This window comes from Stenotrophomonas sp. TWI169 (genome assembly GCF_039674705.1).
Classification (GTDB): Bacteria; Pseudomonadota; Gammaproteobacteria; order Xanthomonadales; family Xanthomonadaceae; genus Stenotrophomonas; species Stenotrophomonas maltophilia_P.
The window spans coordinates 83702-104721 of record NZ_JBDJOB010000001.1; the positions used below are offsets into that span (position 1 = coordinate 83702).

Below are 21020 nucleotides of genomic sequence, written 5' to 3' on the forward strand. Positions count from 1 at the left end.
GCCCTGCCGGATTGAAGTGCGCCACGCCTCCGCGAACCGTTGAAATGTCAGTCACCTGCCTAGCGGCAAGTCCACTGTCATTCAAGTTGTTCGCCTACGGGGGAAATGCTCATGAACCGCATCTACCGGCGTGTATGGAACCGCCAGCTCAATGCTCTGGTTGTGGCCTCGGAACTGGCCACCGGCGATAGCGGCGGCACCGCATCACGCGATCCGCGCACCTCCCTGCTGACGCCCAGCGCCCTTGCGCTTGCACTGCTGTGCGTGCTGGCCAGCGGGCCGGCATCCGCAACCGAATCCAACCAGTCGCTGCGCGATCTGCAGGCGCTGGCGGCCAAGTACACCCAGACGTTGCCGGTGAAGGTCGATGCCGAAGTCGCCTTGGCTGCAGCCGCGCGACAGGCGCAGGCCACGCCTGCGATCAGTGCCGATACGCGTGTGGGCCTGCAGCTGAGCACGGCCTCGCTGCCGCTGGTGCACGAGGTCCTGCCGGCCGCCGTGCAGGTGAAGCTGGGGGCGAACGCATCGCCGCAGCATGTGCCCACGCCAGCGCTGGCCGCTGATGTGCGGGCCCAGCTCGGCATCGGAGCAGGTACCCAGGTGGATACCTCACTGGCAGCGAACGTTTCCTCCGGCTCCGCTTCGCCGCTGGGGCTGACGGCCGATGCGAAGGCAAAGGCCAGGGTCGGCATCGCGGGTGCCCCGGTGGCATCGGTGGGTGCCGGCGCCAAGGCGGCAGCGGGTATCACGACGTCCTCGCAGGGATTGTCCGGGTTGAAGGCCGGCATCGACGGCAACGCCGACTCGCATCTGGCCATCGCCGGACATCGAATCGAGGGCCAGGGCAAGGCCTCCGCAACCGCAGCGGTGAGCTTGCCCGCCAAGGAAGAACTGCCGGGCGAGACCGATGATCGCGCGATCACGGCGGCGTTCGATGCAGGCGTCGCCGGCAAGGTGCGCGTGCAGGGCCCGGGTGGCCAGGACGTGGTGGCCGATCGCAACCTGAAGCTCGCGGGCCGGACCGTCGTGAGTGCGCAGGCCAGCACGCTCGGTCTCGGAGGCCTGCATCACGGCGCCCTGGGCGATCTTGGCGGTGCGGTGGGTGGCGTAGTGCACGGCGTAGTCGGCACGGTGGGCAGCGCAGCAGGCGAGACGCTGCACGAAACCGTCGGCACCGTAGGTAGCGCAGTGGGCGGCACGCTGCACAACACCGTGGGCGCAGTAGGTGGCACGCTTCACGGAGCTGCCGGCACGGTCGGCGGTGCTGTGGGTGGCGTAGTGCACGACGTGGTCGGCACGGTGGGCAGCGCAGTAGGCGGAACGCTACACGAAACCGTCGGCGCCGTCGGCGGTGCGGTGAGCGGTGTACTGAACGGCACTGTCGGCACCGTGGGTGGCGCAGTGGGCGGCACGCTGCACAACACCGTGGGCGCAGTAGGCGGCACGCTCCACGGTGCTGTCGGTACGGTCGGCAGTGCGGTGGGCGGTGTACTGAACGGCACCGTCGGCAACGTCGGTGGTTCCCTGGGCGACACGTTGAACAACACCGTAGGTGCTGTAGGTGGCGTCCTCGATGGAACCGTCGGCACCGTCGGTGGTGCTGTGGGTGGCGCGCTCAACGGCACGGTCGGCACGATCGGCAGCGCCGTAGGCGGCGCTTTGAACGGCACCGTGGGTGCGGTTGGCGGTGTCCTCGATGGAACCGTCGGCACCGTCGGTGGTGCTGTGGGTGGCGCGCTCAACGGCACGGTCGGCACGGTCGACAGCGCCGTAGGCGGCGCGTTGAACGGCACCGTGGGTGCGGTTGGCGGTGTCCTCGATGGAACCGTCGGCACCGTCGGTGGTGCGGTGGGTGGCGCGCTCAACGGCACAGTCGGCACGATCGGCAGCGCCGTAGGCGGCGCGTTGAACGGCACCGTGGGTGCGGTTGGCGGCGTCCTCGATGGAACCGTCGGCACGGTCGGTAGCGCCGTAGGCGGCGCTTTGAATGGCACGGTGGGTGCAGTCGGCGGCGTCCTCGATGGAACCGTCGGCACCGTCGGTGGTGCGGTGGGTGGCGCGCTCAACGGCACGGTCGGCACGGTCGGTAGCGCCGTAGGCAGCGCTTTGAACGGTACCGTGGGTGCCGTAGGTGGCGTCCTCGATGGAACCTCCGGCACTGTCGGTGGTGCAGTCGGTGGCGCGCTCAACGGCACCGTAGGTGCAGTCGGCGGTGTCCTGGATGGAACTGTCGGCACCGTTGGCGGTGCGCTCAACGGCACCGTCGGCACGGTTGGCAGTGCCGTGGGTGGCGCTCTGAACGGCACCGTAGGTGCGGTCGGCGGCGTCCTGGATGGAACCGTCGGCACCGTTGGCGGTGCGCTCAACGGCACGGTTGGCACGGTCGGCAGCGCCGTAGGCGGCGCTCTGAACGGCACCGTAGGTGCAGTCGGCGGTGTCCTGGATGGAACTGTCGGCACCGTTGGCGGTGCGCTCAACGGCACGGTTGGCACGGTTGGCAGTGCCGTGGGTGGCGCTCTGAACGGCACCGTAGGTGCGGTCGGCGGCGTCCTGGATGGAACTGTCGGCACGGTCGGCGGTGCAGTCGGCGGTGCGCTGAACGGCACGGTCGGCACGGTCGGCAGCGCGGTAGGCGGCGCGTTGAACGGTACGGTAGGTGCAGTCGGTGGCGTCCTGGATGGAACTGTCGGCGCGGTCGGCGGTGCAGTCGGCGGTGTGCTGAACGGCACCGTTGGCACAGTCGGCAGCGCCGTAGGCGGTGCTTTGAACGGCACCGTGGGCGCAGTCGGTGGTGCAGTCGGAGGCGTGCTCAACGGCACGGTCGGCGCAGTCGGTGGTGCGGTGGGTGGTGTGCTCAACGGCACCGTCGGCACCATCGGAGGTGCCGTGGGCGGTGCACTCAACAATACGGTCGGCTCGGTCGGCAGCGTTGTCGGTGGCCTGCTCGGGGGTGGCAGCACCACGCCGGGCAGCGGGCTGGACGGCGTACTCACCGGCACGCTCGGCAACGTCGGCGGTGCGGTGGGCAACCTGCTGGAGGGCAACCTCAACGGTACCGTCAACAATCTCGGCGGCGCAGTCGGCGGGCTGGTGGGCGGCACGCTGGGTGGCCTGGGCCTGACCCAGCCCTCGGCGATTCCGCCGGACAGCCCGAAGGCACCCGCTCCGGCTGATCCGAATGCGGGACTCATCATCGGTACCGGTGGCCTGGTCGGCAACGTCGGCCAGCTGATCGGCCCGACGACCAGCAGCCTGTTCGGCGGTGACGGCTATCTGCACAACGGCAATCTCAAGCTCAGCAACGCGAACGTGATGCAGGCCTACTCCACGGTCAACGTGCTCGGCCTGCCGGTCGTGAACCTGTCACCGGTCGGCAGCACCCTCAATGGCCTGGGCGGCGCGGTGACCGGTGGCAGCTCGCACCTGACCCTGATCGGTGGCGTCACTTCCGACAGTTACATCTACAACATCAACAACGGCAACCCCGGTGGCCTGCTGGGCCTGCTGCTGCCGACCGATTCGCCGGCATGGGCCGCCAAGTGCCTGGATATCGCGTTGGCCGACATCTCCTGCTGGGCGGTCAACGCCGCACAGGATTACCAGGTGCTGATGGGTGACGGTGCCTTCGCCAACGGCTCCAAGGAAGTGGTGATCGGCGCCAATGCCCGCCATGAGCTGCCGAAGGTGGATGCCAACGTGGCGTTCCCGGGAGCCGGTCCCAACGATCCCACCAATCCAACCGGCGTGCCGACTGCGGACTACGCCGCGCGCATGGGCCACTCGGTAATTGTCGGCGACAGCGCGGTGGGTACTGCCAACGGCCAGACCCTGCTGGGTGCGGAGGCGACCTCGAACCAGGCCAATTCGGTGGCACTGGGCTACCGTTCTGCTGCGCTGCGCGGCGCACAGGCCAGCTACAGCGCCTATGGCCTGACCGCCGCCCAGGTCTCTGCCGGTGAAGTTTCGGTGGGTACCGCCAACGGTGGCGAGCGCCAGATCACCAACCTGGCTGCGGGTAGCGCCAACACCGATGCGGTCAACGTCGCCCAGTTGAAGGGTGCGATCAGCCTCATCGACGATGTTTCGGCCGGCGCGGTGATGTACGACGTCGATGGCGCAGGCAATCCAGACTATCGCCGCGTCACGCTCGGCAACGGCACCGGTACCACCACCATCGGCAACCTCGCCGCGGGTGCGGTCACCGCCGGCAGCCTGGAAGCCGTCAACGGCGGCCAGCTGGCCACCACCAACGCCGCCATCGCCGGCTTCTTCGGTGGCATCACCGCCTTCGATCCGGTCAGTGGCGCCTTCACCGCGCCGCTGTTCGAGATCAGCACGATCTCCACCGATGGCGCCATTGCGCAGGGCCTGTACAACAATGCGACCGATGCCTTCGACGCCGTCGACGGCTCGCTGGTCAATCTCAACACGCAGATCAACGATATCCGCAACGGCGGCACCAAGTACCTGCGGGTGAACTCCACGGGCGTGGAGGCAGTGGCCACCGGTGCCGACTCCATCGCGGTCGGTACCAACGCCCGCGCCACGGCGGCCAACGCGATCGCGGTCGGTGCCGGCAGCCTGGCTGACCGTGCGAACAGCGTGTCGATCGGTGCAGCGGGTGCCGAACGCCAGGTGACGAATCTGGCCGCCGGTACGGCTGCCACCGATGCGGTGAACCTGGGCCAGCTGCAGGCCTCGGAGGAAGGCGCGCTGCGCTACGACCTCAATGGCGATGGCAGCGTCAACTACGCCAGCGCCACGCTGGGTCAGGGCGGCACGGCGACCACGCTGCGCAACCTCGGCCCGGGCCAGGTGAGCGCCACGAGCACCGAAGCCATCAATGGTGCCCAGCTGTTCGCTGCCAACCAGGCTGTCGCCACCCATCTCGGGGGCGGCGCGGCGGTCAATGCGGCCGGTGTGCTGACCGCGCCGACCTACACGATCAACAACATCGCCGCCAATGGCACCATCAGCCAGGGCAGCTACAACGACGTCGGCACCGCCTTCGACGCGGTCAGCAATTCGCTGGCCAATGTCGCCGACCAGACCGACGATATCGACAAGCGCGCGGTGAAGTACGATGTCGATGGCAGTGGCAACGTCGTCAACACGGTCACCCTGAGTGGTACCGGCACGGGTGCGGTGAAGGTGACCAACGTGGCGGCCGGCAGCATCCTTGCAGGCAGCAGCGACGCCATCACCGGCGACCAGCTGTTCAGCACGAACTCGACCATCGCCAGCTACTTCGGAGGCAGCACGGCCTTCGACGGCACCACCAATCTGTGGACCGCGCCGTCGTTCAGCATCTCCAGCATCGCCACCGACGGCACCCTGACCGCCAACGACTACAGCAACGTCACCGCGGCGTTCTCCGCGGTGGACGGTTCGCTGAGGGTGCTCAACCAGCGCATCACCAACGGTGGCGGCAGCCCGTACCTGGCAGTGAACTCCAGCGCCGCGGCGGCCGCTGCGGCAGGTGCGGAGGCGCTGGCGGTGGGTCCGCAGGCCAGTGCGGCAGGTGCTTCGGCCGTGGCAGTCGGCAACGGTGCCAACGCCAGCGCGGACAACAGCGTGGCACTGGGTGCCGGCTCGGTGGCCAGCGTCGGCGCGCAGAGCGGCTATACCGGTGCCTATGGTCAGACGGGTGCCAGCAATTCGGCAGGCGAAGTGTCGGTCGGCAGCAGCGGCAGTGAACGCAAGATCACCCACGTTGCCGACGGCTCGGACGATCACGACGCGACGAATGTCGGCCAGCTGAAGAATGGCGTGAACTATGCCATCGATCAGTCCAAGGCCTACACCGACCAGAAGATCCAGAACATCACCAACGTCGCCGGCAGCTTCCGCGCCAACAACAGCAACAACCTGGCCGATCCGGCCGCGACGGGCGCCAATTCCGCAGCCGGTGGTGCAGGATCGACGGCCGCCGGTGCCAACTCGACGGCCCTGGGCAACGGCTCGCAGGCACAGGCCGACAACTCGGTGGCCCTGGGCGCAGGGTCGGTGGCCAACCGTGCCAACACGGTTTCGGTGGGGGCCAGCGGCGCCGAACGGCAGGTGGTCAATGTGGCAGACGGCACCCAGGCCACCGATGCGGTCAACGTGCGGCAGCTGCAGGCCTCGCAGCAGGGCACCATCCGCTACGACACCACCGTCAACGGAGCCACCAACTTCAACAGTGTCACTCTCGGCAGCAGCACCAGCGGCCCGACGACGGTCCGCAACGTTGCCGCCGGTACGGCAGGCACCGACGCGGTCAATGTCGACCAGCTGAAGTCCGGCATGGCGCAGACCCTGGACTGGTCGAAGGCCTATACCGACGAGCGCATGGGCGGCTTCGAGCGTGACCTGCGCAGGACCGACAACCGCGCTTCGGCCGGCATCGCTTCGGCCATGGCCACGGCCTCGCTGCCGCAGCCGAGCGAAGCGGGTCGCAGCATGGCCTCGTTCGCCGCCGGCAGCTACAACGGCGAATCGGGCGTGGCGGTGGGCCTGTCCGGTGTCTCGGAAGGAGGCCGCTGGATCTACAAGTTCAGCGGCTCCACCAACAGCCGTGGCGAGGCCGGTGTGGCCGTCGGTGCCGGCATCCAGTGGTAACCGCCGTAGCCGGGCCGCAATCGCGGCCCGGTTGCCGCGCAAACGTCTACAGGGGGAATGACATGAATCAGCATCGCATCGCCCGCGCTGGCCGCATCGCCGCGTCGCTGGGCCTGATCCTCGCCGCCGGCCTGCTGGCCGCCTGCCGCAGCCACGCGCCCGCCGGTGAGGGTCCGGCGGAGGCCACTGCAGTGGCCTTCCCGGAAGTCTCCAAGGCGTCGCTGAAGGAGGGTACCTATCCCGACATCGCCGACCTGCGCCGCTTCGCGCCCGGGATGAGCAAGCGGCAGCTGTACAGCCTGCTGGGTACGCCGCACTTCAACGAAGGCATGTGGGGCGTGCGCGAGTGGAATTACCTGTTCAACTTCCGCACCGCACAGGGCGCCGAGTACTTCACCTGCCAGTTCCAGGTGCGCTTCGACAACAAGGGCATCGCCCAGGCCGGCTACTGGAAGCCCGAATCCTGCGCCGCCGTGCTCGACCCGCCGCGGCCACCACCGCCGCCGCCGGCACCCGCGCCACTGCCCGAACAGCCGCTGCGCCTGGCCGCCGATGCACTGTTCGGTTTCGACAGCGCGGTACTCAGCGCCGAAGGCCAGCAGGCGGTGCAGGGCATCCTGGCGCAGGTCCGTGAGGCCAGCAAGGTGCAGTCGATCCAGGTCGTCGGCTACACCGACCGTATCGGTGCGGCCAGCTACAACCAGCAACTCTCGCAGAAGCGGGCCGAAGCGGTGCGCACGGCCCTGGTGCAGGGCGGAGTGCCGCCGGGCAGCATCAGTGCCGAAGGGCGCGGCGCGGCTGAACCGATCGTGCAGTGCACGCAGCGCAACCGTCGCGAGCTGATCGCGTGCCTTGCGCCGAATCGCCGGGTGCAGATCGTCGGGATCGCGCACCCGCGCTGAAGTCTCCCGCGCCGTGGCCAAGCCCCGGCATCCCGAGTCCCCCCTGACCACCGGCAGGACGTGGCCACGTCTCCCCCGTCGTCCACCCCTGCCGGTGGCTCAGGTTTTCATACGGTGCACGCGATGAACGCCCAATTCCTGCCTCTGTCCATGAAGACGGAAACCACCCTCAGCGTGTATGGCCAGCTCGGCAATCATGCGGTCGTGCGCATCCCCGGGCGGCGCCTGCCGGGCCTGATCCTGCAGGCCGATACCGTGGCCGGGTTCCTGGCCCAGCTGCAGGAAACCCAGGCCTGCCTGCGCAGTGGCCGGGCACAGCGTGCCGATGCAGAGCTGGACATGCTGATCGACATGCTGGAGCAATGGTACGCGTTGATCGAGTCGCGGCTGGCCGATGCCGGCGAAGCGCTGTAGCAGCGGGGCGGGCGATCAATCGGCGTCTTCGACGCGCTCGCCCATCAGCTCGCGCTGGCGCTTGTCCAGCTCCTCGGCGTAGCGCCTGCGCACGAAGGCCTCGGAAACAATGCCCAGCAGCTGGCCATCGGCGGCAACCACGGCCAGTTCGTCGGCCTGCGTCCGGTCGAAGCACTGCATCACGCTGACCACATCCGCGCCCGGCAACAGTGACACCTCGCGGTTCTCGGCCAGATCGCCAACGGGTGTCTCCGGCTTCACGCCGTCGGCGTAGACGCGCGGAATCTGCACGATGCCGGCGTAGTGGCCTTCGCTGTCGATCAGGACCACGCGACTGCCGGAGCCCAGCGGGAAACGCTGGCGGAACGCAGCGGCATCCAGCCCGGCCGGAGTGGTGGCAACGCCCTTGCGCATCATCCGCCCGGCGTTGAGGGTGTGGATCCAGCCGACGTCGCGTGCGCTGCGGATGGTTTCGCCGCGCAGATGCATGCGCCATGTCGAGAACGAGTAACCGAACCACTGGCGGACCAGTGTGCTGGAGACCAGTACCGCGCTCATCACCACGCTGGTCAGCAGGAAGTCGTGGGTGCCTTCCAGCACCAGCATGGCCATGGTCATCGGCGCGCCGACCACTGCGGCGGCCAACGCGGCCATGCCCGCAAGCGCCGCGGACGTGGCATCAACCACGGGCACGCCGGTGGCCGTCGCCAGCAGGCCGGCAAACAGGGTGCCGACCAGGGTGCCCATGAACAGCGACGCAAAGAAAAGACCACCTCGGAAGCCGAAGCCCAGCGAAATGCCCGAGGCCAGAAGCTTCAGGGCGAGCAGGCCGCCGATCCAGATCAGTGGCAGCTGCGTGGTCAGGTCCAGGTGCAGCGCACCGTGACCGGAGGAAAGCACCTGCGGGCTGGCCATGGCCAGTGGAATCAGCAGGAGGCCGCCGACCACCGGGCGCCCCCACAGGGGCAGTGGACTGCGCTTGACCACGCCTTCGATGGAGGCGATCAGTCGCATCACGCCGATCCCCACCATCGCGCAGCAGCAACCGAGCAGGCCGTAGATCGCGTAGTCGGCGGCGCGCACATCGATGGTCGAGGCTGCGGGCAGCAGGTACGCCTCGATGCCAGCCTGGTCGGCGACGAATGCACCCGCCAGTGCGGCCAGGGCCACAGGCGCGAGAGCGGCGGGCGTGTAGGCGCCGATGACGATCTCGAACGCGTAGAACGCGCCGGCCAGCGGAGCCCCGAAGGCCGCGGCGATGGCGCCGGCGGCACCGGCACCGACCAGGATGCGCACATCATTGCGGCGCAGGCGCATGACACGGCCCAGCTGCGAGCCGCTGCCCGCACCCATCTGGGTATACGAAGCCTCAAGGCCGACGGACGCACCGCAGCCGTTCGACAGCAGGGTCTGGGTGAGCACGATCAGATTGTCGCGCATCGACATGCGACCGCCATGCAGGGCATTGGCCTCGACCGCGTCGAGCAGCGGGCGCTTGCGCCGCGCGGCCGCCAGGCTGACCAGCCCGACCAGCAGGCCGCCCAGCGGCAGCACCAGCAGGGCGGTCCAGCTGAGCGCGGGCAGGGAGCTGAGGCGCATGCCGGGTTCCAGCCCGTACAGCGCACTCTGCAGCCCGCGCGCGATGTCCGATTGCAGCAGCGTCAGGCCACCGGCGATCAGGCCGACTAGCAACGCCAGTGCGATGAACCACAGGTCGCTGCCACGCAGGCGCAGTCGCAGGCCCTGGAAGGCCAGATGCAGGCGCGATGGTGGAACCGTGGAGGCCATGGTGGCGGCATGATACGCCGCCATCGTGATCGCCACCGTCACCGCATCGGGCATTTACCGCATCAGAAGCGGTAGCGTCCCTGCAGGTAGAAGGTGCGTGGCGCGGCCACCATGCGCCCGGCATTGCCGTCGACATTGCGGGTGTACCAGCGCTTGTCGGCCAGGTTGTTCACGCCGGCCGTGATCTCGCTGTCGCCCAGCCCCGGAACCTGCCAGGCCACCTGCGCATTCCACAGCCGCACCCCCGGCACGCGGCCCACACGTGCATCGGCGCTTTCCTGCCAGGTGTTGGCAGCGTCGGAGAACTGGCCGCTCTGGTGCGTGCTGGAGACATTGAAGGTCCAGGCCGACAGCGCATAGCGGGCGCCGATGCTGTCGGTGTCGCGCGAGTAGAAGGGCACGTCCCGGCCGCGGTTGTCACCGGACTGCTGGATCGCCTTGGTCCAGGTGTAGTTGGCGTACAGTTCCAGTCCGGCCAGCACGCTGTCTTCGGCGAAGCGGTATTCGAGCGCGCTTTCCACACCCTTGTGGTCGGTCGCACCGATGTTCTGGAAGGTGGGCGGGGTAATCCCCGGCACCTGCAGGATCTGGTTGTCGAAGCGCATCCTGAACACCGTGACGTCCGCGCGCAGTGCGCCGTCCTGCCAGCGGGCGCCCAGCTCGGTGGTCCTGGCCACCTCCGGATTCAGCGGATTGCTGGCGGTCTGCGAGTTCAGCTGGATGTTCTGCACGGGCCCGAACGAGGTGGTGTAGTTGCCGAACACGGTCAGCTGCGGGGTCAACAGGTAGGCGACGTTGAGCGAGGGCAGGGCTTTGTCGTTGCGGCTGCTGAAGGTGGTGCCGCCATCGGCCTGGCGGCGGTCCATGTCGATCCATTCCATGCGCACCCCCGGCGTGATCCGCCACTGGCCGATGGCGATGCGGTCGTCGAGATGGAAGGCGTGGGCGTCGGTGGCATTGTCGAAGCGGTTGATGGGGCTTGCGGCGCCGGTGCGGCGGGTCACCGTGTAGCTGCGGTCGTTGCCACGCTCGCGCAGGAAGCGGTAGCCGGCGGTGACGTCGTGCACACTTGCCCCCCAGTGCAGGCGCTGGGTGTAGCGCGGTTCGATGCCGAGCACGCGGTAGTCGCGCGGCTGCACGCTCACCTGGGTGTTGGCAGCGTTGATCAGCGAGCTGGCACGGGTGCTCTCGTTGTAATAGGCCAGTACCTCGAACTCGCTGGTGTCGGACAACGTGTGGGTGTAGCCCAGATCGATGCCCGTGCGGTGGCCCTTCCAGAAGTCATCGGGACGCGTGTTCTGGAACGGATCCGCCTCGTACTGCGCGCGGGTCAGGCCGCCTTGCGTCAGCGAGCGGACGTCGTAGTAGGACAGCTTGGCACGCAGCGTCTGCTGGTCGTCGATGGCGTAGGCGAACTTCAGTGCCAGATCGTTGAAACGGTCGTCGCTGCCTTCGCGCCAGCCGCGACCGTCCTGGCCGGAATAGAGCAGGGCGACGCCCAGGCCGTTGTCGCTGGTGCCGCCGAGGAAGGTGTTGTACTGGGTGCTGTCGCCGCCGCCATGGTCATGGGCGTTGTAGCGGATCCCGACCTCGCCGTGCAGGCCGCTCTGCTGCGGAATGGCGCGGGTGCTGAAGTTGATGATGCCGCCCACGTTCTGCGGCCCGTAACGCACGGCTCCGCCGCCGCGCACGACGTCGATCGATTCGATGTTGGACAGGCTGGCCGGCGCGAACGACAGCTGGGGCTGGCCGTAGGGTGCGACGGCCAGCGGCACGCCATCCAGCAGCACCGTCGAGCGGGGTGAGTAGCGGCCGGTGAGGCCGCGCACGCCGATGTTCAGCGACACCGAACTGCCGGCGGTGCCGGAGTTGTCGGTGACCTGCACGCCGGGGATGCGGCGCATGGCGTCGCCGATGCTGGTCGCGCCACTGGCCTCGATGCGCTGGCGATCGACCACCGTACGTGCCCCGGCGAAGCTCTTGACGCTGTCATGCAGGCCGGTGCCCAGCCAACTGCCGGAGACCTGGATGCTGTCGAGCGTGGTCGGCGCGTCCTGGGCGAGGGCCGAAGCAAGGGGCATCAGGCACAGGGCGAGGGCTGCCACCAAGGGCAGCTGGGCCGGTTTCGGGGTGTGGAGGGGCATCTGGACGGCGCAGGGAAGGTGGTAAATGAGAATTATTGCTGATTCCATTCGTGAATGGAATCGAAGGCCGATGGCCTCCGGGGTCGGGTGGTAAAGTGAATGACTGCCTCCTGACTCACCGAGATCCGTCATGCCTGCAGCTGTCTTCTATCCCGTCGGAACCCCTGGCCAGCCGTGGGGAGCGGCGGAACGGGAGCAGTGGCGTGCGCGCCAGCAGCGCCTGCGCCGCTACGACGAGGAAGTACTGCCGCGCATCGAGGCACTGGCAGCGCGCTTCGACAAGGTGGCCTACGGCCAGCTCGACTACGCGGGAGAGACCTATACCCTGTTCGCCCTGCGCAGCCGCGACTGGAACCCGGCGCTGCCGGCGGCGCTGGTCACCGGCGGCGTGCACGGCTACGAAACCAGTGGCGTGATGGGTGCCCTGGAGTTCCTTGAAAAGCACGCGGCCGATTACGCGGGCAAGGCCAACCTGCTGGTGGCACCGTGCGTCAACCCGTGGGGCTTCGAGCGCATCAACCGCTGGAACTTCGACGCGATCGATCCGAACCGCAACTTCCGTGCCGGTGGTCCGGCTCGCGAATCAACCGCGCTGATCGAGCTGATCGAACCCCTCAAGGGCCAGTTCGTGCTGCACATCGATCTGCATGAGACCACCGACAGCGATGAAAGCGAGTTCCGCCCTGCGCTGGCGGCGCGCGACGGCAAGCCGTTCGAACCGGGCCTGATTCCTGATGGCTTCTACCTGGTGGACGACAGCGCCAATCCGCAGTCGGCGTTCCAGCAGGCCGTGATCGCGGCGGTGGAAAAGGTGACCCACATTGCACCGGCCGACGACAAGGGCGAGATCATCGGCTCTCCGGTGGTGGCCCATGGCGTGATCGAGTACCCGCTGGTGGAACTGGCCCTCTGTGCCGGCATCACCGGTGCGCCGTACACCACCACCACCGAAGTCTACCCGGACAGCCCGCGCGCCACGCCGCAGCAGTGCAACGACGCGCAGGTGGCCGCGGTCTGCTCCGCGCTGGACTACGCACTGGCGCATCGCTGAGGGGGAGTGCCGAGCCCATGCGCGGCTGCGGTTGCAACAACCTTGATACATCCCGGGCCGATACGGCCCGGCGCTACCGCAGCGCGTCGGCCCACCACAGTGCGGCCGGCCCGGGCGGCGTGTCGCGTCGCCATACCAGGTCGCTGTGGATGCGCCGCGGCCAACCGGGCAGGGCCAGTTCCACCAGGTGTCCGCGGTCGTAGCGCTGCACCAGCGCTCTCGGGAGTTCGGCCCAGCCGATGCCTTCCTCGGCCATTTCCATCACCATCAGGTAGTCCGATGCGGTCCAGGCCGGGCCGGCGACGGCACGCGCGTGATCGACCTGTGCGCTCAAGCGAATCTGCCGATGGCGGGCAAGCTGCGGTGCGGCGCGCGCACCGGCCGCGGCCAGTGCGTGTCCGTGCGCGACATACACCGCCAGCTCGCTGTGATGGGCCAGGGGCTGTGCGATCACTGCATCCGGATAGCGCTCTTGGCGAGGCAGCAGGCCCAGTCCGGCGCGGCCGCTGCCGACCAGTTCCAGCACATCGTGCCCTTCAGCGTCGAGCCACTCCAGTTCGATTTCGGGAAAGGCTTCAGCGAAACGCTGCAGCACCTGTTGCGCCGGGTCCAGCTGGTAAACATCGGAGAACACCACCGTCAGCCGGGGTTCGACAGGTGCAGCCAGGCGCACGCTCAGCTGCTGCAGGCGCGCATCGGCAGCCAGGATTTCCTGGGCATGGCCCAGCACCTGCCGCCCCGGGTCGGTAAGCTGCGGATAGCGCCCGCTGCGGTCGAACAGGGATACGCCCAGATCGGCTTCCAGATGGGCGATGGCGGTGCTGACCGTCGATTGCGTCTTGCGCAGGCGCCGCGCGGCAGCCGAGAAGGAGCCCAGTGCGGCAGCCTCGACGAACGCCTGCAGGGATTCAGGAGAGTAGGGCATCGATCCATCGCTCATATCGATGGATTCCATTTTTGATCCATCGTAAATGGCGATGATACTGGACACCATCGCCCCTGTCAGCGGGCGCTGTGAATCCTGCTGGAGTTTTCCCATGACCCGTCGTGTTCCCGCCCCAGGCCCCCTGATTGCCTGGGCCTGCCTGACCGTGGCGATCGTCGCCGAAGTGGTCGGCACGTCCTTCATGGCCCATGCCGCCCGCGCCGGTGGCTGGACCGGCTACCTGGTGATGGCCGGGGCGCTGGCGTTGTCCTATTACTTCCTGGCGCTGTCGGTACGGCGCATCGCGGTCGGCGTTGCGTACGCGGTGTGGGAGGGGCTGGGGCTGACCCTGCTGACCCTGGTCGGCATTGCGGTGTTCGGCGAGAGCCTGTCGATGCAGCAGCTGGCCGGCCTGCTGCTGGCGGTGGCCGGCATTGTCTGCGTCACCCTTGGGGAGGCGCACTGATGAACACAACGGCACTGTTCTTCGTGATCTGTTCCGCACTGATCGACGTCGCGGCAAACATGATGGTGGCCAAGTCTGAAGGCTTCCGCCGCTGGCAATGGGGTGTCGCTGCCGTCGTCATGGTCTGGATCGCCTTCGCGCTGCTGGGCCAGGCAGTACGCCACCTGGACCTGGCCACGGCCTATGCGCTGTGGGGTGCCATCGGCGTGATCGGCACCGCTGCCTGCGGGCGCCTGCTGTTCGGCAATCGCCTGCGGCCCATCGGCTGGATCGGCATTGCACTGGTGACGGGGGCGGTGCTTCTGCTCAGTACCGCATGAGCGGCGACGATTGCAGACCGGAGCGCGCTGTCCGACACTGCGGTTTTTCCGCAACGGAGTGCCGCCATGTTCAGCCACATCACCGTCGGTTCCAATGATCTTGCGGTCTCGCGCCGCTTCTACGACGCACTGTTCGCAGCCATCGGCGGCCGACCGGGCATGACCGATGAAGATGGAAAACTGGTCTACGTCAAGGACGGGCGGATGTTCATCGTGACCCCGCCCATCGATGGCCAGCCGGCGTGCCACGCCAATGGCGGCACGATTGGTTTCGCGCTGGAGACTCCGCAGGCAGTGCACGCCTGGCAGGACGCAGGCATCGCCCACGGCGGCAGCGCCATCGAAGATCCGCCGGGCGTACGCCACAAGGCCGGGCGGCAGCTGTACCTGGCCTACCTGCGCGATCCCGACGGCAACAAGTTGTGCGCCGTGCACGTGATGCGCTGAACTTCGCGGCGCGCGCGTGATACCACGCGCGTGCTGTCCCTGTGCTGTCATCGCGCGACAGCACTTCATCCTGCGTCCACCGCCGTTCAGCCAGAATCCGCCGGCTCACTCTTTGATCGACCGGAGAACGCCGCCCCGTGGAAGCCCTGGAGCCGCAACAATCCCCGGTGCGCACCCTGCGGCCTGTATTCGCCTTCGCGGCGATCATCGTCGTGGCGTTCGCGCTGTTCGTCAGCCTCTATCCGATCGGTGCCGGTCGCCTGCTGCTCAGCGCACAGGACTGGGCGGCACTCAACGTTGGCTGGTACTACCTGCTGGCGATGACCCTCTATCTGGTGTTCGTGGTCGGCGTGGCGCTGTCCAAGTATGGTGGCATCAAGCTCGGTGCCGACCATGACGAGCCGGAGTTCAGCTATCTCTCGTGGGCGGGCATGCTGTTCGCCGCGGGCATCAGCATCACCCTGTTCTTCTTCTGTGTCTCCGAGCCGCTGACCCATTACCTGCAGCCGCCGCAGGGCGATCCCGCCGCCGGCGAGGCCGGCGCGCGCCAGGCCATGCAGCTGCTGTTCCTGCACTGGGGCCTGCATGGCTGGGGCGTGTTCGCGCTTGCGGCGATGGCCATGGCCTACTTCGCCTATCGCCACAACCTGCCGTTGGCGCTGCGCTCGGCGCTGTATCCGCTGATCGGCAAGCGCATCAACGGCCCGATCGGCTATACCGTGGATGCGCTGGGCATCGTCGCCACCGTGTTCGGCATCGGCGCCGACATGGGCTTCGGTGTCCTGCACCTCAACGCCGGGTTGTCGCACCTGTTCGACATCCCGCACTCGAACTTCGTGCAGATCGCCCTGGTCGCCAGCATGATGGGGGCGGCGGTGGCCGTGGCAGTGTCCGGCGTGGAGAAGGGGGTCCGCTGGATGGCCAACATCAACATGCTGCTGGCGATCGCGCTGGTGCTGTTCATGCTGTTCGCCGGGCCCACCCAATACCTGTTCGGCACGTTGATGCAGAACCTGGGCGACTATCTGGGCAGCGTGGTCGGCAAGAGCTTTGACGTGTACGCCTATGGCGGACGGCCGGCATGGCTGGGCGGCTGGACGGTGTTCTACTGGGCCTGGTGGATCGGCTGGGCGCCGTTCGTCGGCCTGTTCATCGCCCGCATCTCGCGCGGACGTACCATCCGCGAATTCGTGTTCGGCGTGCTGCTGATTCCGCTCGGCTTCACCCTGGCCTGGCTGTCGATCTTCGGCAACAGCGCGCTGGACCAGGTGCTGCACCATGGCCAGCAGCAGCTGGCACAGCTGGCCGTGGATGACCCACCGACCGTGCTGTACGCATTGCTTGATGGTTATCCGTGGAGCCGCACGGTGATGGCGGTGACCGTGCTGGTCAGCTTCATCTTTTTCGTGACATCGGCCGATTCGGGCGCGGTGGTGCTGTCCACGCTGTCGTCGCACGGCGGCGCTCCGGAAGACGATGGCCCGCGCTGGCTGCGCGTGTTCTGGGGCACGGTGATCGCCGTGCTCACCGCAGGCCTGCTGCTGGCGGGCAGCATCGATGCGTTGAAGTCGGCGGTGGTGCTGGCGTCACTGCCATTCTCGGCGGTGCTGCTGCTGATGATGTGGGGCCTCACCCGGGCGTTCAGCGATGAGTCGCACCGCAAGCGCGCGCTGCAGTACCGGCCATCGCCGCTGATCGGCGACGATCGCCACCACCAGGGCTGGCGCCAGCGGCTTGCGCAGGCCATGCACTTCCCGGTGCGCGACCAGGTCTACCGCTTCATGGATGACACGGTGAAACCGGCGATGGAAGCCGTGGCCGAGCAGCTGCGCGAACAGGGCTGGGACGTACATACCCGCATCGAAGCCGGCGACATGGAACTTTCGGTCAACCATGGCGAGCAGCAGGACTTCCTGTATCGGGTGATCCTCCGCGGCTACCTGACGCCGTCGTTCGCCGCCCAGCAGCTGCGCAACCAGCGCTACTACCGCGCCGAAGTGCATCTGTTCGAAGGCAGCCAGGATTACGACCTGGTCGGATACAGCCGCAAGCAGATCATCAACGACATCATCAGCCAGTACGAGCGGCACCTGCAGTTCCTGCACCTGAGCCGGTGACGTGCAACCGCCGGGGCATGACCCGGCGGTCGGTGGTGGCGCGCAGCCACGCCATCACGGGCGCAAGAGCACCTTGCCGTTGCGGCCGGAACCTGCGCCGGCCTTGACCGCCGCGGCGACATCATCGAGTGCGAACACCTGTTCCACCGGCAGCGTCAGTTCGCCGCCGGCTGCACGCTGCAGCAGTTCGCCCACCAGCCGTCGCTTGTCGTCCACCGCCATCGCCTGGCTGACCTTGCTGCCCCAGAAGCCTTTCACGGTGGCTTCCTTGTAGATCAGGCCTCCGGCGGGGATGCGCATGGGCTCGCCGCTCATCACGCCGAAGGACACCAGCGTGCCGTGGTGGCCGAGCAGGTCGACCAGGTCACCGCTGGCGTCGCCGCCGATGGAATCCACGGCGGCCGCCGCCTGCGCTTCACCGGTCACTGCACGCACGCGGTCCTTCCAGCCGTCCACCGAGGTATCGAATACATGATCGATGCCGAGCGCCTGCAGCTGCGCGACTGCATCGGCGTTGCGCACCAGGTTGGCCACATGGACACCACGTGCCCGCGCCAGCATCGCCAGCGACTTGCCGACCGCGCCATTGGCGGTGTTCTGCACGATCCATTGGCCTGGCTCGACATGCAGGAATTCCAGCAGCATCAGCGCACTGAGCGGCATGGCAATCAGCTGCGCAGCGGTCTCGTCGGGGATCGATTCGGGCATCGGAATCACCATCCGTGCCGGCGCGATGAATGCTTCGGCCCAGGTGCCGTGCACCGAGGCGGCAGCGACACGCTGACCGACCCGAAGGCCTTCGACGCCGTCGCCAACCGCGTCGACCACGCCCAGTGCCTCGCTGCCACCGATCGCCGGCAGCGTCGGCTTGTAGCCATACAGGCCGCGCACGGTCAGCAGATCGTGGTTGTGGATGGAGGCGAGCACGGTACGGATGCGCACCTCGCCAGGACCAGGTTCAGGCAGGGCGGCCTCGGCGACGGCAAGGACGTCGGACGGGTCGCCGAAGGAGGAGTACTGGGCAGCGCGCATGGGGGATGTTCCGCGGAAAGTGGAGGTTGTATCGAAGTGGGGATGCGTGCGGCGTCGACAAGGCGGCGCAGACGCAACACGGCATCCTGCGACGGTTCGTCGCGGAGGGCGCTATTTACTGCATCTTGTGTTGACGATATCCATCATCCCCACTATGTTGGGGCCGTCACTCCCGGTCAGCCGCCGCCGCCGGACGATGCAAGACACGTCCCGCGGCCCGCCCCTGAAGGCTTGCCGTGTCGACGCGGCCGCCCTCGTGCGGACTCAGGTCGCCCCCACGGCCCGGATACCGGCCGCAGGCGCAGGCACTTGCCGACGATCTGGTGTTCCCGCGCTTTGGCATCCCACCCAATCGCCCCGTGCGCCGGTATCGCGTGCAGGGCCGCCATGGCATCGGCGCAATCGTGCGTGCGAGCCTGGAGACGCAGGACCATGACTGAATACACCTACCGCGCGGCCGATCCGGCCGGCGCCGGCGACGCCCTGCGCGCCGGTGGCGAGCGCGTGCCGACCTGGATCACCAAGGAGGCCGGCAACCGACGCCTGCCGTTCGACGCCGGGCGCCTGCAGCGCAGCATCGACGCCATCCATGCCGAGTTCCCGCAGCTGGACGTAGCCGACTACCGCCGCGTGGTACAGGCGATGGTTGAGCGCAAGCCCAGCATCAGTGCCGACGACCTGGTGGACCTGCTGATCCGCGAGGCGGAATCCCGTGTGGACCTGGTCGCGCCGGACTGGGAGCGGTTCGCCGCCCGCATCTACCTGCGCCGCCTCTACAAGCGCGCCAGCCGCAACCGCTTCTACGATGTCAGCCTGAAGTACGGCTCGTACGTAGGCCTGCAGGAGAGCCTGGCCGACCGTGGCGTCTACAGCAATGACATCCTGCGCTGCTACTCCAAGGAGGAGCTGCAGCAGGCCGGAGAGATGATCGATCCCGACCGCGACCGTCTGTTCGCGTACAACGGCCTGTACCTGCTGGCGACGCGCTACCTGGCCAGCGACCGCAGCCGCGAGGTGTACGAGTTGCCGCAGGAGCGCTGGCTAACCATCGCCCTGTACCTGATGCAGGAGGAGAAGCCGCGTGAGCGGCGGATGCAGCTGGTCGGCGAGGCCTACTGGGCGCTGTCGAACCTGTACATGACGGTGGCCACGCCGACGCTGGCCAACGCCGGCAAGGTCGGTGGACAGCTGTCCAGCTGCTTCATCGATACAGTGGACGACAGCCTGCAGGGCATCTATGACTCCAATACGGACATTGCCCGGGTTTCCAAGCACGGCGGGGGTGTCGGCGCCTACCTGGGCTACGTGCGCAGCAGCGGTGCACCGATCCGGGGTGTGCCCAACTCGTCCGGCGGCGTAGTGCCCTGGATCAAGCAGCTCAACAACACCGCGGTATCGGTCGATCAGCTCGGCCAGCGCAAAGGCGCGGTGGCGGTATACCTGGACATCTGGCACCGCGACATCGAGGCCTTCCTCGATCTGCGCCTGAACAACGGCGACCAGCGCCTGCGCGCGCATGATGTGTTCACGTCGGTCTGCGTCCCCGATCTGTTCATGGAGGCGGTCGAGCGTCGGGCCGACTGGTACCTGTTCGACCCGCATGAGGTAAAGCAGGCCAAGGGCTGGTACCTGCAGGACTTCTACGATGAGACGCGCGGTGCGGGCAGCTTCCGCGACCGCTACGCGGAGCTGGTGGCCGACGAGCGCATCAGCCGGCGCACCGTGCGCGCGATCGATCTGTTCAAGCGCATCATGCTCAGCCAGCTGGAGACCGGCAATCCATTCCTGTTCTACCGCGATGAAGTCAATCGCAGGAACCCGAACAAGCATGCGGGCATGGTCTATTCCAGCAACCTGTGCACGGAGATCCTGCAGAACATGAGCCCGACGCGGATGATCCAGGAGATCGTCAGCGGCGACCAGATCGTCACCACCCGCCGCGCCGGCGATTTCGTGGTGTGCAACCTGTCCTCGATCAATCTCGGACGGGCGGTCACCGCGCCGGACGATCTGCTGGCGAAGGACGTGCTGGAACGGTTGATCCCGATCCAGGTGCGCATGCTGGACAACGTGATCGATCTCAATGCCTTGCCGGTGCCGCAGGCCACGATCACCAACCGCAAGTACCGGGCCATCGGCCTGGGCACGTTCGGCTGGCATCACCTGCTGGCGCAGCAGGCGATCCCGTGGGAATCGCCGGAGGCCGAGGCGCTGGCCGACCGCCTGTACGAACGCATCAACTTCCTGACCATCCAGGCCAGTGCCGAACTGGCGAAAGAGAAGGGCCAGTATCCGATGTTCGCCGGCAGCGACTGGCACACCGGCCGCTACTTCAGCGACCGCGATTACCGTGATGCGGCCTGGCAGGGCCTGGCGCGTGAGGTGGCCCGCCATGGTCTGCGCAATGGCTGGCTGCTGGCGGTCGCGCCGAACATGAGCACCGCCCAGATCGCCGGTTCCACGGCCTCGATCGATCCCATCTACAGCGCGTTCTACTACGAGGAGAAGAAGGACTTCCGGCGACCGGTCGCAGCCCCCGGGCTGTCGCTGGAAACCTGGCCTTACTACGAGAAGGGTGCCTACAAGGTGGACCAGTTCGCCAGCGTCCGGCAGAACGCCCGGCGCCAGCGCCATGTGGACCAGTCGATCAGCTTCAACCTGTATGTGCCCAGCACCATCCGTGCGAGCACGTTGCTGGAGCTGCACCTGAGCGCATGGCGCGCGGGACTGAAGACCACCTACTACGTGCGCTCCAACGACATCGACATCAGCGAATGCGAGTGGTGTTCAAGCTGATCGCTGCGCCCCAGCCGC

At 67.5% G+C, this 21020-nt stretch carries 13 protein-coding genes; 9 read left to right on the top strand and 4 right to left on the bottom strand.

What is annotated here, in order from left to right; genetic code table 11:
- Positions 1 to 111: 111 nt before the first annotated feature.
- From ABE543_RS00325 to ABE543_RS00335, 3 genes are all read left to right on the top strand, one after another.
- Positions 112 to 6600 carry an ESPR-type extended signal peptide-containing protein gene (locus ABE543_RS00325; RefSeq protein ID WP_346475098.1) on the top strand — a complete coding sequence of 2163 codons (6489 nt, stop codon included), beginning with the start codon at positions 112 to 114 and terminating at the stop codon, positions 6598 to 6600.
- Between the two features lie 62 nt (positions 6601 to 6662).
- Entirely contained in the window at positions 6663 to 7502 is an 840-nt protein-coding gene (locus tag ABE543_RS00330) for an OmpA family protein (RefSeq protein WP_262218290.1), read from the top strand.
- Between the two features lie 123 nt (positions 7503 to 7625).
- Entirely contained in the window at positions 7626 to 7916 is a 291-nt protein-coding gene (locus ABE543_RS00335) for a hypothetical protein (RefSeq protein ID WP_053517836.1), read from the top strand.
- A 15-nt stretch (positions 7917 to 7931) separates the two neighbouring features.
- Here ABE543_RS00335 and ABE543_RS00340 read toward each other — a convergent pair whose 3' ends face one another.
- Positions 7932 to 9704, bottom strand: coding sequence for a chloride channel protein (locus ABE543_RS00340; RefSeq protein ID WP_346475205.1), 1773 nt, complete (start codon positions 9702 to 9704; stop codon positions 7932 to 7934).
- A gap of 62 nt (positions 9705 to 9766) precedes the next feature.
- Entirely contained in the window at positions 9767 to 11848 is a 2082-nt protein-coding gene (locus tag ABE543_RS00345; RefSeq protein ID WP_346475099.1) for a TonB-dependent siderophore receptor, read from the bottom strand.
- Between the two features lie 130 nt (positions 11849 to 11978).
- On the opposite strand from ABE543_RS00345, the gene ABE543_RS00350 reads away from it, so the two are divergent.
- On the top strand, positions 11979 to 12899 hold the full coding sequence (locus ABE543_RS00350) for a M14 family metallocarboxypeptidase (RefSeq protein ID WP_346475100.1): 921 nt from the start codon (positions 11979 to 11981) through the stop codon (positions 12897 to 12899).
- Between the two features lie 73 nt (positions 12900 to 12972).
- On the opposite strand, the gene ABE543_RS00355 is transcribed toward ABE543_RS00350, so the two are convergent.
- Positions 12973 to 13824 (bottom strand): LysR family transcriptional regulator, encoded by an 852-nt coding sequence (locus ABE543_RS00355; RefSeq protein ID WP_065175330.1) that lies wholly within the window; start codon positions 13822 to 13824, stop codon positions 12973 to 12975.
- Positions 13825 to 13936: 112 nt separating this feature from the next.
- Between ABE543_RS00355 and ABE543_RS00360 the strand changes: the two genes are divergently transcribed.
- From ABE543_RS00360 to betT, 4 genes are all read left to right on the top strand, one after another.
- Positions 13937 to 14290, top strand: a complete 354-nt coding sequence (locus ABE543_RS00360; RefSeq protein ID WP_053517832.1) for an SMR family transporter — start codon at positions 13937 to 13939, stop codon at positions 14288 to 14290.
- Complete coding sequence (locus ABE543_RS00365) at positions 14290 to 14610, top strand: multidrug efflux SMR transporter (RefSeq protein ID WP_065175236.1); 321 nt, start codon at positions 14290 to 14292, stop codon at positions 14608 to 14610. The genes ABE543_RS00360 and ABE543_RS00365 overlap by 1 nt, the downstream gene beginning before the upstream one ends.
- A gap of 66 nt (positions 14611 to 14676) precedes the next feature.
- Positions 14677 to 15057, top strand: coding sequence for a VOC family protein (locus tag ABE543_RS00370; protein ID WP_065175235.1), 381 nt, complete (start codon positions 14677 to 14679; stop codon positions 15055 to 15057).
- Positions 15058 to 15194: 137 nt separating this feature from the next.
- On the top strand, positions 15195 to 17174 hold the full coding sequence (gene betT, locus ABE543_RS00375; RefSeq protein ID WP_346475101.1) for a choline BCCT transporter BetT: 1980 nt from the start codon (positions 15195 to 15197) through the stop codon (positions 17172 to 17174).
- A gap of 54 nt (positions 17175 to 17228) precedes the next feature.
- Here the strand turns inward: betT and ABE543_RS00380 are convergent, their stop codons facing one another.
- Positions 17229 to 18206 carry a zinc-binding dehydrogenase gene (locus ABE543_RS00380; protein ID WP_053517825.1) on the bottom strand — a complete coding sequence of 326 codons (978 nt, stop codon included), beginning with the start codon at positions 18204 to 18206 and terminating at the stop codon, positions 17229 to 17231.
- A 432-nt stretch (positions 18207 to 18638) separates the two neighbouring features.
- Here ABE543_RS00380 and ABE543_RS00385 point away from each other — a divergent pair, with 432 nt between their 5' ends.
- Positions 18639 to 21002, top strand: a complete 2364-nt coding sequence (locus tag ABE543_RS00385) for a ribonucleoside-diphosphate reductase subunit alpha (RefSeq protein WP_346475102.1) — start codon at positions 18639 to 18641, stop codon at positions 21000 to 21002.
- Positions 21003 to 21020: the final 18 nt, after the last annotated feature.

Bases quoted from the DNA above. Each gene is read 5' to 3' on its own strand.
- ABE543_RS00325 (WP_346475098.1), top strand. From the start codon at position 112: ATGAACCGCATCTACCGGCGTGTATGGAACCGCCAGCTCAATGCTCTG.
- ABE543_RS00330 (WP_262218290.1), top strand. From the start codon at position 6,663: ATGAATCAGCATCGCATCGCCCGCGCTGGCCGCATCGCCGCGTCGCTG.
- ABE543_RS00335 (WP_053517836.1), top strand. From the start codon at position 7,626: ATGAACGCCCAATTCCTGCCTCTGTCCATGAAGACGGAAACCACCCTC.
- ABE543_RS00340 (WP_346475205.1), bottom strand. From the start codon at position 9,704: ATGGCCTCCACGGTTCCACCATCGCGCCTGCATCTGGCCTTCCAGGGC.
- ABE543_RS00345 (WP_346475099.1), bottom strand. From the start codon at position 11,848: ATGCCCCTCCACACCCCGAAACCGGCCCAGCTGCCCTTGGTGGCAGCC.
- ABE543_RS00350 (WP_346475100.1), top strand. From the start codon at position 11,979: ATGCCTGCAGCTGTCTTCTATCCCGTCGGAACCCCTGGCCAGCCGTGG.
- ABE543_RS00355 (WP_065175330.1), bottom strand. From the start codon at position 13,824: ATGCCCTACTCTCCTGAATCCCTGCAGGCGTTCGTCGAGGCTGCCGCA.
- ABE543_RS00360 (WP_053517832.1), top strand. From the start codon at position 13,937: ATGACCCGTCGTGTTCCCGCCCCAGGCCCCCTGATTGCCTGGGCCTGC.
- ABE543_RS00365 (WP_065175236.1), top strand. From the start codon at position 14,290: ATGAACACAACGGCACTGTTCTTCGTGATCTGTTCCGCACTGATCGAC.
- ABE543_RS00370 (WP_065175235.1), top strand. From the start codon at position 14,677: ATGTTCAGCCACATCACCGTCGGTTCCAATGATCTTGCGGTCTCGCGC.
- ABE543_RS00380 (WP_053517825.1), bottom strand. From the start codon at position 18,206: ATGCGCGCTGCCCAGTACTCCTCCTTCGGCGACCCGTCCGACGTCCTT.
- ABE543_RS00385 (WP_346475102.1), top strand. From the start codon at position 18,639: ATGACTGAATACACCTACCGCGCGGCCGATCCGGCCGGCGCCGGCGAC.